Consider the following 18,163-nt stretch of genomic DNA (forward strand, 5'->3'; position numbering starts at 1 on the left):
GCTTTTGCTGGTGTGGATAAGAAAAGTGGAGGTGTCTTTCAGGCCCTGCCCGTGAAGTCGTAACGAGCGGTCATGGTCGGCTGCCCTCGGTGACGGCGCCGGCTTTGCTTTCCCGGGTGTAGGTCAGTACGAAATGTGCCACGAGCCCGAAGATCAGCCCCCAGAATGCAGCGGCCAGCCCCAGGAAACTCATGCCCGAGGCGGTGACCAGGAAGGTGATCAGCGCCGCTTCACGTTGTTTCTCGTCAGCCATGGCGCCGGTCAGCCCGGCGCTGATCGCCCCGAACAGGGCCAGGCCGGCGAGGGAGGCGATCAGCTCTTTGGGCAAGGCAGAAAACACCGAAGCGAGGGTCGCGCCAAAGATGCCCATCAGAATGTAGAACACCCCGCAGGCGATCCCGGCGATGTAGCGCTTGTCGCGATCCTCATGGGCTTCGCGGCCGGTGCAGATAGCGGCGGTGATGGCCGCCAGGTTTAAGCCATGGGAGCCGAATGGCGCCATCAAAATCGAGCCGATGGCCGTGACCGAAATGATCGAGCGCGCAGGCGTGTTGTAGCCCGAGGTGCGCAACACCGCCATGCCCGGCACGTACTGCCCGGTCAGGGTGACGAGGGCTAGCGGCAGGCCGATATTGATGATCGCGTGCCAGCTCCACTGCGGGGCGATGAAGATCGGGTGAGCGACATCGATGGTGATCGAACCGGTGTTGAGTGCACCGAACGAGGCGGCCACGGCGCAGCCGACAATCAATACCGACAGGATGGCGTAGCGCGGTGAAAAGCGTTTGAAGATCAGGTACGCCGCGATCATTGACAGCACCAGGCTTGGCTGCAGCTTGATCGAGGTGAAGAGTTCGGCGCCGAAACGAAACAGGATACCGGCGAGCATGGCGGCGGCGATGGCTTTTGGCAGGCGATTCATCAGCTTGTCGAACGCACCGGACAGGCCGACCACCGCAATAATCACCGAAGCCACCACATAGGCTCCGATGGCCTCGGGCAGGGAGACCGTGGGCAGCATCGACACCAGCAACGCCGCACCCGGTGTCGACCAGGCCGTAATCACCGGAATCCTCAAGCGCCAGCTCAATAACAGACCGGTAATGCCGCTGCCGATGGAAATAGCCCAGATCCAGGACGACACTTGATCATTGGGCAGGTGCGCCTCCCGGGCTGCCTGAAACACGATGATCAGCGGGCCGGCATAGGAAATGATCACGGCGATGAAGCCTGCAATGACCGCTGACAGGGATAGATCCTTTCTGAGTGTGTCCATGATGTCTCGACTTGGCGTGGCGGGCACGCGGTGATTCAGAATTGAGATTGAGTCGATTGATTCGATTCTAGATGAGTGTATTTGAATGAATTGAGTTGGTTCAATGGTTGGAGAGGTTGTTACGAGGTGTTTTTTTGCTATCAAGGTATTCTTGTTAGATTTTTTTCAAATAACTATTTGATTTATAAGTAAATATTGTTGTTGAAAAATATTCTGCATGAAAAATGATTTTCGATTCAATCGTCGCATCAATCGACTCAATTTGCGGATTGAGGCCATTTATTAGTTGCCCAACCACCCTGTGATATGCTCGGATATTCATCATTTCTACGATGGGTAGCGATCATTCATGTGGGTTCCTCAGCTAAGCGAGTTCGGCCAGCCGATGTATTTGTCGATTGCCGACGCGTTGGCGCGCGATATCAGCAACGGCGTGTTGAACGAAGGTGATCGTCTGCCGACCCTGCGGGAGCTGGCTACCACGCTGAATGTCACGCCCGGTACCATCAGCCGTGCCTATAGCGAAGCCCATCGGCGGCGTCTGGTGCAGGGGGAAGTGGGGCGCGGCACTTATGTGCTCAACCAGAAGCAGTTGGAACTGCCGGCCAGCAACAGTGCCGCCTCGCTGAATCTGGGCCAGTCTGAATTACTGGACCTTTCGATCATCAAGCCTTACAGCGAAACCCTGGAATACTGGTTGCGCGGAGCCTTGGTGGGCATGGCCAACAGCACGGATTTTGCCCAGGCCCTCGATTACGCCCCCGATGGCGGTCATCCGGCTCATCGCGAGGCGGGCGCGCAATGGCTGCGCCATTCATTGCCCGATGCGCAATGGCAGCAAGTGGTGATCACCGCCGGCGCACAGCATGGTTTGATGGTCGCGATGAGTGCGCTGACCAACGCCGGTGATCTGGTGCTCTGCGAGGAGCTCTGCTACCCCGGCATCATTTCCCTTGCCCATGGACTGGAACGACGCCTGCGTGGCGTGCCAATGGACGATGAAGGGATCATTCCCGAAGCGCTACGCGAACTGTGCCAGCGTGAGAAACCGGCGATGCTTGTCTGTGTGGCGACCTGTCAGAACCCGACGGCCGCGATCATGTCGCAAAAACGTCGGGCGCAAATCGCGGCGTTGGCCGAGGAGTTCGACTTCATCATCCTGGACGATGACATCTACGGTTTTCTGGCCACCGACCCGTCGATCAAACCGCTGTCGGCGTTTGCCCCGGATCGTTCGGTGTACCTGACCAGCCTGTCGAAGTCGGTCATGCCGGCCTTGCGGATTGGCTATCTCTATAGCCCGCCGAAACTGCTGTCGCGTCTGACCTCCATGGTGCGCAGCAGCGTCTGGATGCCGTCGCCATTGACCGCTCAGTTGGCCAGCAATGTGATCACCGAGGGGTTGGATAAAAAGCTGATCCGTATTCAGCGCAACGAAGCCGCCGGGCGGCAGGCGATCGCTCAGGAAATCTTCGCCAATTTCGAGCTCAAGACCCAGCCGTATGCCTACCACGTCTGGTTGACGTTGCCCGAACCCTGGACCAGCGACGAGTTCACCATGCTGGCCCGTGCCAACGGCGTACTGGTCCTCAGTGGCACCCAGTTCCAGGCCGAACGTAGCGGCATGACCCGCTGCGTGCGATTGGTGTTGATGTCGCCCACCAGCCAGGACGAATTGCGGTTTGCCCTGACCAAGCTGGCCAGTCTGATCGATTCGGACCCGCGTCGTTATTACTGAGCCCAGGCGCTATCCCCTGACGTTTGTCCCTCAGATGATGGCCAACTCGCCTACAGTTAATTCAGCATCTGACGAATGCCTTCGGCCGGAGCCCTTCCACCGGACGAAAGCCTCCGCTAAGGTGCGCGGCTTCTCATCCTTTCATCGCTCAAAGGCCCGGCATGACCGAACAGAACACCAACCCCCTGCACGGCGTGACGCTGGAGCAAATCCTCAACGCCCTGGTTGAGCACTACGAATGGTCAGGGCTGGCCGAGCGTATCGATATCCGCTGCTTCAAGAGCGACCCGAGCATCAAGTCGAGCCTGACATTCCTGCGCAAAACCCCGTGGGCGCGGGAGAAGGTCGAACGCCTGTACGTGAAGCTGATGCGCACCAAGCGCCCGGTCTGAGCATGGTCATACCCTCGACCGCGAGGCGTCGTTGTGTTGCCGTGGCGGCGATTCTGGGCTGGGCGGGCTTAAGCATTCAGATGTACCTGATTCTCTATGCCCGCTGGAGTATCGCGGCCAGTCTGATGGGCGGGCTGGTGAGTTTCTTCAGCTTTTTCACGGTGCTGACCAACACGCTGGTGGCGGTGGTGCTGACCTGTGAACTGACGTCCCGCGAGTCGGCGGCGCGACGCTGGTTTTTGCAGCCGTGGGTGAGCAGCGCCATTGCGGTGAGTATCGCGGTGGTCGGCGTGGCGTACAGCCTGTTGTTGCGCCATTTATGGCATCCCGAAGGCTGGCAATGGCTGGCCGATGAGTTGATGCATGACGTCATGCCGCTGCTGTTCCTGGTTTATTGGTGGTTCTGTGTACCCAAGGGGACGTTACGGCTGCGGCACATTGCGTTGTGGGTGATCTATCCGCTGGTGTACTTCGGCTATTCGCTATGGCGTGGGCATCTGCTGGCGGTTTATCCCTATCCGTTCATTGATGTCGACAAGCTGGGTTATCCACAGGTGTTCGTGAATGCCGGGGGATTGTTGGCGGGGTTTGTGCTGATTTCACTGCTGGTGATCGGGTTGGATCGGTGGCACACGTATCGCAAGTGAACACTGACTGTGGCGAGGGAGCTTGCTCCTGCTGGGCTGCGAAGCAGCCCTGAACCTGCAACCAGGTATCCTCTGACACACCGTGTTGTCCGGTTAACGACTGCTTCGCAGCCGAACGGGAGCAAGCTCCCTCGCCACAAAAAGCATGCAGCCACAGCGTGGCGGTTATTCCTCGTCACTGCCCTCCAGCCGCCAGTAGCCAACGGCCTTCACAAACTGCTCGTCCAGCCCGTGCTCATCGAGCAATACCCGGCGGATCTGCCGCGACACTTTGGTTTCGGTCGCCACCCACGCATACAGATTGCCAGCGGGCGCCTTGATCTGTTGCACGGTGGTCAGCAGGTTGTTTTTGCCGCCTTCACGCAGCACCCAGATCACATCGACTTGCGCGGCGCTTTCCAGGCGTTGTTGTTCGGCGCCGTTTTCCACTTCCACGATCACCAGTGCACGTCGATTGGCGGCCAGGCCTTCGAGACGGCGGGCGATGGCGGGCAGGGCGGTTTCGTCGCCGATCAGCAAGTAACTGTCGAAGATATCCGGCACGATCATCGAGCCCCGTGGCCCGCCGATGTGCAGGAACTGGCCGGGTTCGGCCTGCTCGGCCCAGGTCGAGGCAGGGCCATCGCCGTGCAGCACGAAGTCGATGTCCAGCTCCAGCGTGTCCAGGTCGTAACGACGGGGTGTGTAGTCGCGCATCGCGGGCATCGGCCCGTTGTCCTTGCCGGCACCCAGTACCAGGGTTTCCAGCGCCGCTTGTTCCGCAGCGTTTTGCGGGAACAGCAGTTTGACGTGGTCATCCGTGCCGAGGCTGACGAAGCCCGCGAGTTCTGGACCACCGAGGGTAATCCTGCGCATGCGCGGGGTCAGGTCGACCACCCGCAACACTTGCAGACGCCGACGTTTGATCTCGTGGCTGACACGGTGAATGGTTTGGGATGGCATGATCACATCGATCATTCGACTTTCTCCGAAACAGGTTGAACGGCGGGGCCGTCGACGATGGCTTTGGCCGTGTTGTTGAGCAGGTCGCGTACCCGCAGGATTTCTTCCGGGCTCCAGCGACCATGGTGCATTTGCAAGGCGTGACGCAGGTTGTGCACCGCTTCATGGATCTCGGCCGGGCGGTCCTGGCCGCGCAATGAGCGTTTGCTGACTTCGATGCGCATGCGCACGCCGTCCAGGGCAATCGCCTGCTCGCTTAATGACAGACGTCCGGCATCGGTGATGCTGTAGCGTTTTTTTCCGCCCTCGGCGTCGCCCAGGATCATTTCGCTTTCTTCAAGAAAGGTCAGGGTCGGGTAGATCACGCCGGGGCTGGGGCTGTAGGCGCCGTCGAACATGCTTTCGATCTGGCGGATCAGGTCATAGCCGTGGCACGGCTGCTCGGCGATCAGCGCCAGTAGCAGCAATTTCAGGTCGCCAGGGGCGAATACGCGTGGTCCGCGTCCACCGCGCTCGCGGCCGGGGCCCGGGCGTTTCTCGAAGCCGTCGCGGCCGTCGCCGTGTTCGCGGTGGGGGGAATGATGGTCTCTCATTTTTTGTCTTCTCTCGTCGTGTTTAGATACAACTTAAGATATATCTTATGGAAAGAGCAAGCCAACAGGACCAACGGTCGTTGCCCGAGGGGGCATCGCGGCGGGGTTTCAGTGCGGCGTGGGATATGCCGTTTTGTGGCTTGCTGTTTTAGAGTGATTGGTCTAATTATGCGTAACTAACAGCGAATGATTTTTAATAGTTACGCCTAAGTAGTCCTTCTCTTACAGGGATTGTATTTAATTAATCTGTGTGCTTTTTCTATTAAAACTGTTTGTAGTATGTTTCTGTCGGTTGGACGTTTTAATTATTGATTTTGCGGGTTTTTTCTACTGGGTCGCGGGCGGTTGTTACTACATGTTCTTCGGAAGTTACGTACTTACTTTCTCAGCGGATTGGCCGATCATTCTCTTCGTCGAAAGTTGAGCCAGATTGCCTCTATTCAAGACGGTAATACGGGCGACTCATGCTTTCCACGGACCAATCCTTTGAAATTGACAGGTACTTAATAATGTTCAAGAAGCTTGCAATCGCCGTTCCGATGACCCTCCTGGCCCTGAGTTCTTCAATGGCGTTCGCTGCGGAAGAAGCGCGTTCGTCCATCAACATCAGCGCAAATATCCCCACCGAAGTATTCCACGCCCAACCGGTGAATCCTGACTTCGGTAAAGATGAAAAAATGGCCTACAACGTGATAACCGAGAGCTTGAACCCGCTGCGTGCGACTTACGATATCCGCCACACTAACGGTTCGGTCAATGCTTATGTGGAAGGTGGCCCGCAACCCCTGGCCAACGGCAACAACATCATCCCGATGAGCTACGTCTTCAACGGCGTAGTCTTGGGCGGTATTTCTAAAGAAGTGGTCGGCGATACCGAATCCAACGGGGGCATGCGGGCTGATCTGGTGATTACCGCCGCCCTGCCGCTTCCCCATCAGACAGGTCTTTACACGGCCAATCCAGTCGTGATCTTCGATGCCGTTCCGCGCATCTAAGTCAGCCATGACTTAAGGCTCGGCCTTATTCGTTAACACTTACCGGTCGATGGGTAATCACTGCCTGTCGATCGGGTTTCAACGCACTTATCTTCAGAGTATCCCGTTCATGTTCCCGATGACTCCCATCGCGACGGCGCTTGCCCTTTGTTTTTGTGCAACCGTCCTGGCCGCGCCAGCGGACAACGGCCACACACCTCGAAGTTTGCTTGCGCAAGCCAAGGGGTTACCGAGCGACTTCGAAGAGCACTTCTTTGATGTACCGCTGGCGGTGCGCGTGGAACTTGATCAACAGTTTCTCGGTGAGGCGATGGTCGTGTTGACCCGCGACGATCGGATCACCTTAGTTGACTTCAATGATGTCGGCGACAGCACCATCAAAGCCAGTGAGCGCGACACCTGGTCGAACTATTTGAAACAAGGTGTGCCGCTGGGCACGTGCAAGAACGCTTGCCCTGAGCAACTGCTGGCCGTGCACTACAGCCTGGAAAACTCGCTGGTGTCGATTCTCACGGAAAACGCCGAGCGGGACGATCAGGTGCAGCAGTATTACAACCTGCCCGAAGGCGGCAGCACCGGCCTGATCGTGCGCAACCAGTTGAACCTCAATGGCGGCCAGAACCAGGACCTCGGTGGTCGTTACGGTCTGGAAGCCAGTAGCAGCCTGGGCAACTGGACCCAAGCGGTCAATATGCAGCTGTCCCGCCTGGGCGGTGTGGACAACCAGATCTATCACGCCGTGCATGAGCTTTTTACCCAGCGTGAATTACAAGGCAACTTTCTGCGCCTGGGCTATTTCACGCCCACATCCGAAGGCCTGACCCGTCAGCCGCGTAATTTTGGCGCAACGCCTGACACCGCGTTGGGCGTCATGTATGGCAGCTCCGACAGCCTGGCCATCAACAATCCGAAACCGGCGGTTTATCCGATCTACGTCACGGCCAATCGACAAGGCTCGGTGGAGATTTACCGCGACGGTTTGCTGATCAACACTCAGGCCGTTCCGGCAGGGTTGCAGACCCTCGATACGCGTCCGCTGCCCGGCGGTATTTATGAAGTGGAAGTGCGTCTGATCGAAGACGGCCAAATCACCTCCAGCACGCTGGAGCTGGTCTACAAACCCAACAATTGGCGCAATCATGACGAGCGCTGGCGCTACAACCTGTTCGCCGGCCGCGAATCCAAATTGCTCAGCAACTGGGAACAGCAGGCCGATGGCGACATAGCCGCCGGCGCGGCGTTCAACTTCCTGTGGCACCCGCGCGTGATCCTCGGCCTGACAGGGCGGCAGGTGCGCGACTCGCTGCAATACGGCACGTCGGTTGACTGGGCAATCGTCAACAACGCCAGCCTTTTTGCCAACGTCTACAAAACTGAAGACTACGGCACCGGCCTCGATGTGCAGGGCCTGTATTCCTATGGCAGCGGCAGCCTCGTCGCCAGCCATAACCGCAGCTGGCTCGACACCACTCGACTGTACGACACCTTGCCGGACGGCACGCGCGTGCGTCAGCGCAACGTATTTATCGGTCAGACCAGCAACTCTTCCTTATCGGTGAATCATCGACTCACCGGCAGAAGTTCGGTCAATGCCCGGGTGTCCCACAGCGAGGGCAACACAGAAGGCGTCGGCCTCGATCTGGGATGGACCCAACGCACGGAACTGTTCGGCAGCGACGCCAACTGGCGGCTGTCGCTGTTCGACCGCCCTGGCAGCTTCAGCTCGGGGAATGATCGCAATCGTGGCGTCGACCTGAGCATAAACATCGCGCTGGGCGGCCCGGGAGAGCAGGTGTCCGGCAGCATCGGCACCCGCACCGATCGCGACGGCGGGCGCGATAACAATGCCTCGCTCACCTACCGCAAAACCTTGCAGGATCACGTGCTGCAAAGCGTCTCGGCCACGGCCATCACCGACACCTACGGCATCGGTTTGAACGCGATGGCGTCGATGCAATCGGACCTGGTCAACGGTGACGGGTTTATCCAGCGCTCATCGTTCAACAACGACCTGACCGGCGGTTTGAACCTGGACAGCACCGTGGTCGTCGGCGGGCAAAAAATGGTCATGACCAGCCAATACCACCGCAACGGTGCGGGCATGATTATCGATGTCGAATCGGACATCGACGCCATTACCCTGCGTGCCGACGATTTGAGCGGTGGCAGCGCAGTGCTCAAACCCGGGCGCAATTTTGTGCCGATCACGGCTTACAAAAGCAGCTCGGTCAGTTTCGATTTCGAGGGCACCGACGTCCCCGCCGCGACCATTCAGCCATCCCGTTCCAGCTATCACCTGAACAAGGGCGGTGTGGACTATCGCCAGATCCGCGTGATGCGCACCCTCACCGTACTCGGTCGTCTGATCGATCCCCAGGGCAACCCGCTCAAGGGCCACCACATCATCAACCACGCCAGTCGCGGGGTGAGCGAGGTGGACGGGTTCTTCTCCATGGAAATGAACGCCGGGTCACCGACCCTGGAAGTGCGTCATGGCAATCAGTTGCTGTGCCAGTTCCGCCTGGACCCGAGCCAGGGGCGAACTGAAAACAATGTGCTGATGATCGGGGATTTGCGTTGCACGCCAGACACGCTGGCAAACGTTGGCGATGCCGTGCAGAGCGCCGGTTGATGTGTGCTGCTCAAGCTCTGGAGTTCATAAAACGATGAAGGTTTCGACTGTTATCCGATGGCGCACCGTAGGGGCTCTTTTTTTGGGTGCCTGTCTGGTTGTGCCAAGCCTGCAGGCCGTCGCGGTGGTGCTGCCGATCACGGCCACGTTTCAGCCTGACCCGAGCAACCCTCAGAAAAACGAGTTCAGTAATACCACGCCCGTCAGAGGGTTTTGTCTGGATCATCCGGCCATCTGTAAGACTCACAACATATTCAGCTTGCGCTCTCATCAGCTGATTGCACTCAACGGCCCGATCCAGCCTGACCACGAAAACGCACGACAAGGTGCAATGATCAAGGCGCCATCCGCCTGGCGAGCGTTGACGGTGTTGAACCGCGAGACCGGTGAGTCGGCCACCGTCGAGGTGCGTATAGCCGGGGTGGGCGGTGTTTACAGGCTCAGCCATTCCGCGACGGAGCTTACAGGGGAGCCGTATAATCACTGGGCGCATCAAGCATTGTGGGGACGCGACTGGCAGATTGCGCCGAGCCCGTGCGTGGCGATAGGCCCTCCAGTCTATTCCGGTAATACCGGTTTTAAATTCTTCTGGTTGACCCCTGAAGAAGCGGTGTGTGGTAAGCAGGCGAAGTTCCTGATTCCCGCTTTTGGCTACCAATATCTGGACTTTACCTACGTACTACGTACGCCGGATCCGCTGAAGATGTCCACGGGCGTCTACGTGGGAACGCAAGTCTATTCGATCGGCCCTGGCGGCGACTTTGACCTGGGCGACATCGTCGTGCCCGCGGATGCAGTCATTCAGCTCGACTTCACCCTGACCGTCGAGCACACCCTCAAAGTCGAGATTCCACCGGGTGGCAATCGGGTCGAGCTGTTGCCACAAGGCGGCTGGCAAGCCTGGTTGCAGCAGGGCCGCAAACCCACGCGCCTGTTCCGCGACCAGAGCTTCAATCTCTCTGCCAGTTCGCGCTTCAAGATGAACCTGGAGTGTGAATACAGCCAGGACGGCAAGACCTGCTCGTTGCGCGAGCCGGTGTCCGGCCATGTCGTGCCCCTGAACGTCAGCGTCAGCCTGCCTCGCGGTTTGAGTGACGCCAATGGCCTCGCTGTCGAGCGACGTCCCGTATTGCGTGACGGCAGCGGAACCGAATTATTCCAGCCGGCTTTTTATGTGGAACGCAGAACGGGAACGCTGCACTTCGAGATTCCTTCCGACGAGGTCGCGGAAATGATTCGCCCCGAGCGACAACGGCAATATTCCGGGAATGTGACGGTGATCTGGGATTCAGACGTTTAGCGGGCCGCACTTTGCAGCATTCAATTCAACGAGGTTCAGTACGATGAAACACCTGTTGGCACTGTTTGGTTTTTATCTTTTCACCCAGATCGCTCACGCCGCGCCGAGCATCAATATCGGAACGGTTTACGACTATCTGGACGGCGACAAAAGTACCTATTTGAAACGTGTATTCAATGGCGGCGACAGCACGGCGTTCGTCAAGGTCAACATCCTTGAAATCCTCTATGAGGCCGATGGCACCTCGCGCGAAGTGCCGCTCAAGACTCAGGCCGACGGCAATGCCCGGGATGGTTTGATGGCAAGTCCCGCACGGCTGATCGTGCCGGCCAATGGCATGCAGGGCACCCGGTTGCTGTTCATGGGTGAACGTGACAGGGAGCGCTATTTCCGGGTGCGTTTCGTTCCGGTCGTACCGGAGAAGGAAGACGAATTCGCCGTCTCCAGCGAAGACCGCGAAGACTACAAAAAGTCCCTGTCGGCAGGGGTCACGGTGCTGGCGGGTTACGGCGCGGTGTTTTTCGTGCGGCCTAAAGAAACGCGTTTCGACAGCGCAATCGAGAACGAGGCAGGCAACTACCGGATCCGCAACAAAGGCAACACCGTGGTGGTGATCGACGAGTTCAAGGATTGCGCGGTCAAGAACGAGCAGGACTGCCAGCCGACGACCAAGCATCACATTCTGGCCGGCCGCACGTTTCAGTTTGAGAAGCAGGCCGGTCGCGAATACCGCTTCACCTTGGTCGAAGGTGAGCGCAGCAAAAAAATCGACGTGAAGGGCTGACCCCGGGTGATGACCATGTTCAATAAACTGACTGTCATGCACCTGTGGGTGGCGGCCCTGCTGGCCAGCCCTTGGGCTTATGCCGCCAAGGAAACGCACGTGTTTGAGGTGTACGTGACGATTCCGACCCAGGCGTTCTATGTGATTCCCGCCGACCCTGGCTGGATTCATCGCGAGCAGCGCCTGCCGTGGAACCTTACGGCGTCGACACTGGGCAGCCTGCGCAAATATTTCGATGTGAGAAACCAGACGGGGTCGATCGAAGCGCGGCTCGAGGGACGACCGTATCTCTCCAATGGCATCGACGCCCATGACATTGGTTTGCGGGTGCTGTTCAACGACAAGGTGTTGAGTGAGCTCGAGAGCAGCGAAGTGGTCTCCATGACCGACGCGGCCCCCGGCAAACGGGTGTTGCTGGAAATCGTCCCGGTGCCACCCGCCGGCGGGGTGTACCAGCCCGGCAATTATTCTGGCAGCGTCAACATGATCTTCAACGCAGTGATGCCAGGTGCTTGATTCCGACTTTACGAGGTTGAAGGGATGAACCGTTTCCAGGTATTCAAACGATGTGCAGGTGCGGGTCTTTTCCTGTCGATGTGGTTGTCATCGGCCTGGGCTGAGGAGGTGTCGATTCAGGCCTCGTTCAAGCCGGATTCGGCGAATCCGCAGCGCAATAATTTCAACAACGATACGCCGCCCAGTGGGTATTGCGCCGCTTACCCTCAGCAATGCGTTGACAACGCAATGTTCAGCTTGCGAGTACCGATTCGGTTCGACTCCATTGCACCGATTCTGGCCAATCATCCATCTGAACGTCAGGGCGCTATGTTCAACGTCTCGGCGCAATGGCGGGATCTGACGGTTTTTCATGAGAGTACCGGTGAAAGTGAAACGCTGAAAGTCCGGATTGCCGGACTCGGGTCGAAGTATGTGACCGAAGACATTATGAAGTTGGTCGGCCCTACTGCTACTCCCCGGGATGCGCATTGGAAGCTGTGGGACGGCACATGGGTTAACACACCACCGCCCTGTACATATAGCGGCGTGGGGTTAGTCTGGCCAAACGCCTACGGTTTTTTCTGGAAGACGCCCACGGATGGGGTGTGCTCAAGGCAGGCGAAGTTTGATATCCCGTGGCTGCAATATGAGTACCTCGACTTTGCCTATGAACTGGTCACCCCCAACCCGCTGGGCATGTCCTCGGGAAAGTACTCCGGAAAACTGACCTACACCCTGGGCCCCGGGATGGACTTCGACTTGGGCGACATCATGCAGCCCAGCAGTTCGACCCTGGACTTGAGCTTCGTTCTGGACGTTCAACACACGCTAAAAGTCGATGTACCGCCGGGCGGCAATCGCATTGAACTGATACCCCAGGGCGGCTGGCAATCGTGGCTGACGCAGGGGCGAAAACCGACGCGGCTGTTCCGCGACCAGACCTTCAATATATCCGCCAGTTCGCGTTTCAAAATGCAGATGGAGTGCCAATACAGTCAAGACAGCCAAACGTGCTCATTACACGACGCGGTGTCTGGCCATGCTGTACCGCTGAACGTCAGCGTCAGCCTGCCCCACGGGTTGACGACCGCCAGCGGACAGCCTGTCAATCGCATGCCCTTATTGCAGGGTGATGGTATCGGACCAATCTTGCCCGGTTTTTATGTGGATCGAAAACCGGGAAGCCTGCATTTCGAGATTCCATCATCGAGTATGGAGTCGATGATTCGGCCTGGGCGACAACGGCAGTATTCGGGAAGCGTGACCGTCATCTGGGATTCGGAAGTCGGGTAAGCGCGGTGTGCCCTGGAGGCGCTGTTTGCCTTCAGGGCACTGGCGGCTACCCGGCGTTATGCAACGCCTGGCGGGTCAGACGCCTGCCCAGCTGTTTTTCCTCGTAGCCAAGGTCATTCAGCAATCCGTCGTAGACTTCGTCGCTCATTTCTTCATCGGTAAGCACAAGGCTCTCCTGGACGTTCAGTTGCCGGGCCAGTCCCAACAGTCGCTGTCTGAGCGCCTGTCTCTGTGCAATCAGCCGTCCTTTGGAGTTCGCCCACGAGCGTTGGGCTTCGCGCAATTCTTCCACTAGCTCGGTCCTGAGTTCGTACGTGCGGGCATTGCGCCTGAATTCGGCGGGATAGCTGTCGTGCAGGTATTTTTCCCAGAATGACTGTTCGAGCATGTGGTTGATCAGGCCATCGCCGTTTTCCATCGACATCACGGTGTCGAACGCCGTATCGAGGGTGTTGGCGCTCACGCCGGCAATCGGTCGATAGAGCATGCTCTGCGACTGCCAGGGTAAACCGAGACGCTGGGCAAGGCCGGTCTCGTAAGCGAGGAACACTTCGACTTCATCAGGATCACCTTCCCGGCTGGCGAAATCGGCCCGGGCGATGTCATCCACCCGTTCGAGACGGGCGGCGCCTTTTGCCAGGGTTACCAAAGTTCTTTCAAGGGTCGCGTTCGATGTCGACTGGGCGTAGGCCTCGCTGACCATTACTTTGATGCCCATGTTGTTGAAGACCTGGGCGCCGGCGTCAGCACATGTGGTTGGCGCGGTCGCCATTTCGAACAGCTCCTTGCGCAATGCCTTGTCCAGGTCGATGGCTTCGATCATTCGCCATACGCGGTCACTCAGTTGTTTGCGCCGCTCGCCACCGGCGCGGTAGTCGGCAGACTCGGTCTGCTTCTGGATCAAGCGAAAGAACCCCTGGGAGTGTGGCTCGGTCATCAGGTCGTGCCAGGCTTCTACCCTGAAGATGCCCACGCCTGCGGCCTTGTCGCTCCACCATCGCGAGTCGTCAGCCATGGGCCACTGATTGATCGCCCGGTCCGCAAGGGCGGAGTAAGGGTGTTCAGGGCTGATGCCCACTGAGCGTCGGTAGTCTTTGTAGACAATCAGATGGGCGTCCGAAAGGTCTGTCGGAAACAGTCGCGTACGTGCCACGAGGCGCGCGTCCTCTGAACCGGGAACGACCAGGGGGATGTTGCGCAACGGGTTTTGCATCAGGTCCAGATAAAATCCGCGCGGGCGGCGCCTTGTGAACAGGCCTTCAGGCCAGGCAGTTGCGCCGGTGTTGCTCAAGCTCAAAATCTTCAGTTTCGGCATCCGTTCGACGCTCGGCAGTAGACCCAACTGCGGGTTGTCATCGAGCCTGAGCGTTTCCATATGCGTCAAATGCCGCAATTGCTCGACCGACGACCGGGTCAACCGGATACGGTTGTTTATCAAGCGCAGCGTGCGCAGGAAATGCAGATTGCCAATGGTTACCGGCAGCTTTTCCAATCCGCAGCCTCGGGCACTCAGTTGCCGAAGATTGGGGAAGTCCTTCAACACCCCCGTGGCGCTGCCGGAGAAGAGGGTGCGGTCCAGATTGAGCGTACTGACCTGGTCGAGGTAATGCTTGAGATCAGGCAGTTCACGCCACCACAGCTCAAGATCAAGCGTGTTGAACTCCGTTGACAGGTCCAGTACATACCCACCTTCGAGTGTGGGACTGCGCTCGCCAAAGGCCGTCGATTTTCTTTGAAAGCAGGCGATGAGCCGCTCGGAAATATGCAACCCGCCGCCATTCACAAACCCGTTACGATCCGGGCCCCAGGTTCCAGGTTGCTGATACCGCCATTTGTTGAGCTTGACTTGAAGATCGTCCAGTTCGCGGTCAAGTCGATCGAGGGTCTTGCGTGCCTGAGGTTCTTCGCCCAGCGATCGGACAAAGGTGCTGACCTCCCGCTCGTTCAAGTGCGGGTAAATGTCCTGCACCCGTTCCGACAGGGTAGCCTGTTGTATGGAAAACCCCGGGCCACGCAACAGTCGCAGGGTCTCGGGGTCGGCGATCAGGCGAATCGGCGGCGCTGCCAGCGCGGTCCGACGCTCGGCGGGTGCTTCGGTTTTGACCATCACCCATTGTCTGAACCAGGTTCCCTGGCCAGGTCGATAACCCAGTTGCGTGCGTTTACTGGCTGGCAGAGCATTGAGCACCGATTCGTAAAAGTCGTCGGCTTCATGCAATTTTTGGTTGTCGGCATCCCACACTTCGTACCGTGCCCCGTCATCCTTGATCAATATCCGGATGACCGAAGCGTCTTCTGCACCCACGCTGCATCGTAAGGGCCCGATGTCGGAACCCTGCCGAACGTCGATACGCAAATCGCCGAACGCGTCGGTGTGAATTCTGAGCGCGTTCAGCACCAGTCGCTCCGTCTCTGGAACCCAACGGGCAGCATCGCTGAAACCTTCATAGGCGTGGTTGGCCCGGGTTTCGAAGGCCGCTTCACGGGCCTGGTTTTTCAGGTCCAGCGGCAGGCGTTTGTCCCGGGCCATGCGTTCGAGTTCAGCACTGCCGGCCTTGTTGAGCAGTACCGTCGCCGCGTGGGTCGGCAGCTCTGGAGCCACGTCGCGCAGCTGTTGAACCTGCGGGTTGGCGCTCGCTTGTGCGGCCTGATAGCGCTGATTGAAGATGTCGGGCCGGAGGCGGTCTGCCTCGTCAGCCAGTTGATTGCGCAGCGCCTGGACCTGTTCTCCCCTGGCGACGCCCGGGCCGATCAGCACTTGAAGTTCTTCCTCGCTCAGGAACTCGAGGAGCTGCTCTGGCAGATCCCCCTGCATGAGCTGGGGGAGACTGGTGTCGAGCGTGTGTTCGTCGCTCGCCTGGGCATTACCGTAGGTGCGAAACCGGCCCGTCAGGTCGGTGTTTTCGTAAACTCTCAGGGCCTTGTCCGAGGGCCAGCCTTCAAGGTAAGTCGGCAGTGGCTCGAACCAGTAAGAAGTGGGATCGAGAGGCAGTCCGGAGCGAATGTTATGAATAGCCTGCTCGGTTTGCTGCTGAATGCCTGCGCGATCAAGGCCATCGGTGAGCAACGGCGGCGGGGCGGTGTTTTCGACGTACATTCGGCGTAACGCCCCCGCTTCGGTGCCGCTGGCAATGCGAATTTGTTCCAGCTGGGCATCGTTGAAACCGTCGACGGAGTGACCGAGACGCCGCATCAGCCTGGGGCTGTCCCAGTCTCGCGGGTTCTCCGCTTCATGTGTCCAGGCGCCGTAGCCGTTGTGTTTCAGCTCAGGTAAATAGGCCTCACCGCGATGGGGGTGCTTGACACGATAGGTGCCCGTTCTCGGGTCTTTCTGCACGGCGTACTGTTTTTCATCCAGCGGCAGAATCTTTTGACCTTCGTGGGTATGCAAACCCAATGCGTCAGGCGTGGAGTCGGCCGGTAACTCGACGTTCGGCTGCTCGTAGGGCTTGAGGTCGGGATACCACAGGCGTTGCTGGCCGTTGGGCAGTTCCACCGGTTTCATGCCTTCGATCAGTGGTGAGAGTTTGAGGCGTGCGAGCTGGCCGATCTGCGCACCGGCGGCGAAAGCGGCCAACTGAACGACGTCCGTCACGACCCCGATAATATGTTCGGCGGCTTCAATCCACCGGGCTTGCGCCAGGTCCACGACGAATTCGACCACGTCGGTAGTGATCTGGTAAGCGGTGTACGCCATCATCAATTCACCCAGCCCCGGGACGAACGGGGTGGCGACCATCAGCGCGGCATTGAAGATGTCCGAGACAATTTTTTTGAAGTTCTCCCACCAGGCCCATCGGGCATTGCGATCGGTATCGGCGGTGGACACGGCAATGTGTCGCGCGTCATTGAGGATCTTGTTCAGCTTTTGCTGATAGAGGTACTCCCACAATTCACCGCTGAACGGTGTGGCGTTGAAGTACAGGTAGGGGTTGTCGACCGGTTCTTCCCGCCAGCTGGGGCGTTGGTCCAGCGGTTCCTTTTGATGCCATTTAACCTCGAACAGGCGTTGCTCCAACCCGCCGAAAAAATGTCCGCGCTCGGGTTGGTTTACGAACCGGCTGAAGTACTGGCGATAGGTCACTCCGGTAGACGATAGGGTGTTGTTATCGCGTAACTGGCGAGTCAGCTCATTCATGAACGCGGTGGTTGACGGGTACTCTTTCAGTGGATGCTCCGGGTCTTGCGGGACGTAAGCAAATATCGGTACTACGTCGCGGGTTCGTTCCAGGTCCGGTGTAATCAACACGATCCCGGTCAACGGGCTGTCCATAATGGACAATTCAGCGAAGTGCATCACCCGGCCTTTACGGGTGAGGTTGCGCTGACCATCAAGCATCTTCAGGATCAAATCGCGGGCGTCGGCGTCAATGTCATCGGTCATCACGGCCTGTTGGGCAGCCGCTTTGAACGCGGTTTTCTCGTAATTGACGATGTTGAGTTTCAACATGAGCTGTGCGAGGCCGTCACTGGGCAGCAACTGTTCTTCGAGGTATCGGGTGTAGCGGGCGCCGATGTCCAACTCGCGACATAAGGTCTGGAACTGTGCGATGGACATTTTGCGTTTGATCGGCCGAATGTCGAAGTGCCCGCGCGCATCGGGCTGACTGATAAAGTCCGAGCCCGATTCGCAGGTTTCGGTCAGCGCGAAGTTGTGCAAGGCAGCGTCCAGCAGTGAGACCGTACGGGTCACCACGCCGCCGGAGAGGTCAACGACATACCAAGGGCGCTCTTTGGGTAAGTAAAGATGCAGGCAGGTTGTCTTTACATCAACGTCGACACCGTACTGTTTCAACAACGCGTCGGTCAGCAGCGGCTCGGCAAACTTATATATATTTTGTAACTCTTCAAGAATGCGGTCCACTCTGTTCTGAGCGGACCAGAGTTTGATATTGGATTCTTGTAACCGGGTGTGATCGATGTCTGCGGCGGTCTTTATCCATTGCCCGATTGCCGTTTGAGTGAGGCTTAGCTCCTGAACCCTTTGCAAAGAGGCGCTTTTGAAGATGGGGGGGATCCGGTTCTGGATAAAATCGTAATGGCGGCCTTTTAAATCGGCAGTTTCTGGTAATG

At 58.2% G+C, this 18,163-nt stretch carries 13 protein-coding genes; 9 read left to right on the top strand and 4 right to left on the bottom strand.

From position 1 onward, the window contains the following. Positions 1-70 precede the first annotated feature (70 nt). Positions 71-1,276 (bottom strand): benzoate/H(+) symporter BenE family transporter, encoded by a 1,206-nt coding sequence (locus AC1RO5_RS15070; protein WP_493175918.1) that lies wholly within the window; start codon positions 1,274-1,276, stop codon positions 71-73. A gap of 349 nt (positions 1,277-1,625) precedes the next feature. Between AC1RO5_RS15070 and AC1RO5_RS15075 the strand changes: the two genes are divergently transcribed. From AC1RO5_RS15075 to AC1RO5_RS15085, 3 genes are all read left to right on the top strand, one after another. Next, positions 1,626-3,014: an aminotransferase-like domain-containing protein gene (locus AC1RO5_RS15075; RefSeq protein ID WP_493175921.1), complete on the top strand. Its 1,389-nt coding sequence runs from the start codon at positions 1,626-1,628 to the stop codon at positions 3,012-3,014. Between the two features lie 161 nt (positions 3,015-3,175). Then, positions 3,176-3,406: a VF530 family protein gene (locus AC1RO5_RS15080; protein WP_007941719.1), complete on the top strand. Its 231-nt coding sequence runs from the start codon at positions 3,176-3,178 to the stop codon at positions 3,404-3,406. Positions 3,407-3,408: 2 nt separating this feature from the next. Then, complete coding sequence (locus tag AC1RO5_RS15085) at positions 3,409-4,053, top strand: Pr6Pr family membrane protein (RefSeq protein ID WP_493175923.1); 645 nt, start codon at positions 3,409-3,411, stop codon at positions 4,051-4,053. A 165-nt stretch (positions 4,054-4,218) separates the two neighbouring features. On the opposite strand, the gene AC1RO5_RS15090 is transcribed toward AC1RO5_RS15085, so the two are convergent. Together AC1RO5_RS15090 and AC1RO5_RS15095 are read right to left on the bottom strand one after the other, a co-directional pair. Beyond that, complete coding sequence (locus AC1RO5_RS15090; RefSeq protein WP_493175925.1) at positions 4,219-5,010, bottom strand: siderophore-interacting protein; 792 nt, start codon at positions 5,008-5,010, stop codon at positions 4,219-4,221. Then, a complete protein-coding gene (locus AC1RO5_RS15095; RefSeq protein ID WP_019651322.1) occupies positions 5,007-5,588 on the bottom strand; it encodes a PadR family transcriptional regulator in 582 nt (193 codons plus the stop codon). Before AC1RO5_RS15095 ends, AC1RO5_RS15090 begins: the two co-directional genes overlap by 4 nt. A gap of 509 nt (positions 5,589-6,097) precedes the next feature. Here AC1RO5_RS15095 and AC1RO5_RS15100 point away from each other — a divergent pair. The 6 genes from AC1RO5_RS15100 to AC1RO5_RS15125 all read left to right on the top strand — a co-directional run bounded on the left by AC1RO5_RS15100 (position 6,098) and on the right by AC1RO5_RS15125 (position 13,090). Beyond that, complete coding sequence (locus tag AC1RO5_RS15100) at positions 6,098-6,583, top strand: CS1 type fimbrial major subunit (RefSeq protein ID WP_493175927.1); 486 nt, start codon at positions 6,098-6,100, stop codon at positions 6,581-6,583. Between the two features lie 109 nt (positions 6,584-6,692). Continuing rightward, positions 6,693-9,215, top strand: a complete 2,523-nt coding sequence (locus AC1RO5_RS15105; protein ID WP_493175928.1) for a TcfC E-set like domain-containing protein — start codon at positions 6,693-6,695, stop codon at positions 9,213-9,215. Between the two features lie 34 nt (positions 9,216-9,249). Further along, on the top strand, positions 9,250-10,515 hold the full coding sequence (locus AC1RO5_RS15110; protein ID WP_493175930.1) for a hypothetical protein: 1,266 nt from the start codon (positions 9,250-9,252) through the stop codon (positions 10,513-10,515). Positions 10,516-10,558: 43 nt separating this feature from the next. Then, entirely contained in the window at positions 10,559-11,299 is a 741-nt protein-coding gene (locus AC1RO5_RS15115; RefSeq protein WP_493175932.1) for a molecular chaperone, read from the top strand. 15 nt (positions 11,300-11,314) lie between these two features. Next, on the top strand, positions 11,315-11,815 hold the full coding sequence (locus tag AC1RO5_RS15120) for a CS1 type fimbrial major subunit (protein ID WP_493175934.1): 501 nt from the start codon (positions 11,315-11,317) through the stop codon (positions 11,813-11,815). Between the two features lie 24 nt (positions 11,816-11,839). Beyond that, on the top strand, positions 11,840-13,090 hold the full coding sequence (locus AC1RO5_RS15125) for a hypothetical protein (protein WP_493175936.1): 1,251 nt from the start codon (positions 11,840-11,842) through the stop codon (positions 13,088-13,090). A 46-nt stretch (positions 13,091-13,136) separates the two neighbouring features. Here AC1RO5_RS15125 and AC1RO5_RS15130 read toward each other — a convergent pair whose 3' ends face one another. Then, positions 13,137-17,954 carry an NEL-type E3 ubiquitin ligase domain-containing protein gene (locus tag AC1RO5_RS15130; protein WP_493175938.1) on the bottom strand — a complete coding sequence of 1,606 codons (4,818 nt, stop codon included), beginning with the start codon at positions 17,952-17,954 and terminating at the stop codon, positions 13,137-13,139. Between the last annotated feature and the right edge of the window lie 209 nt (positions 17,955-18,163).

The organism is Pseudomonas sp. GW822-FHT02G04 (assembly GCF_058802085.1).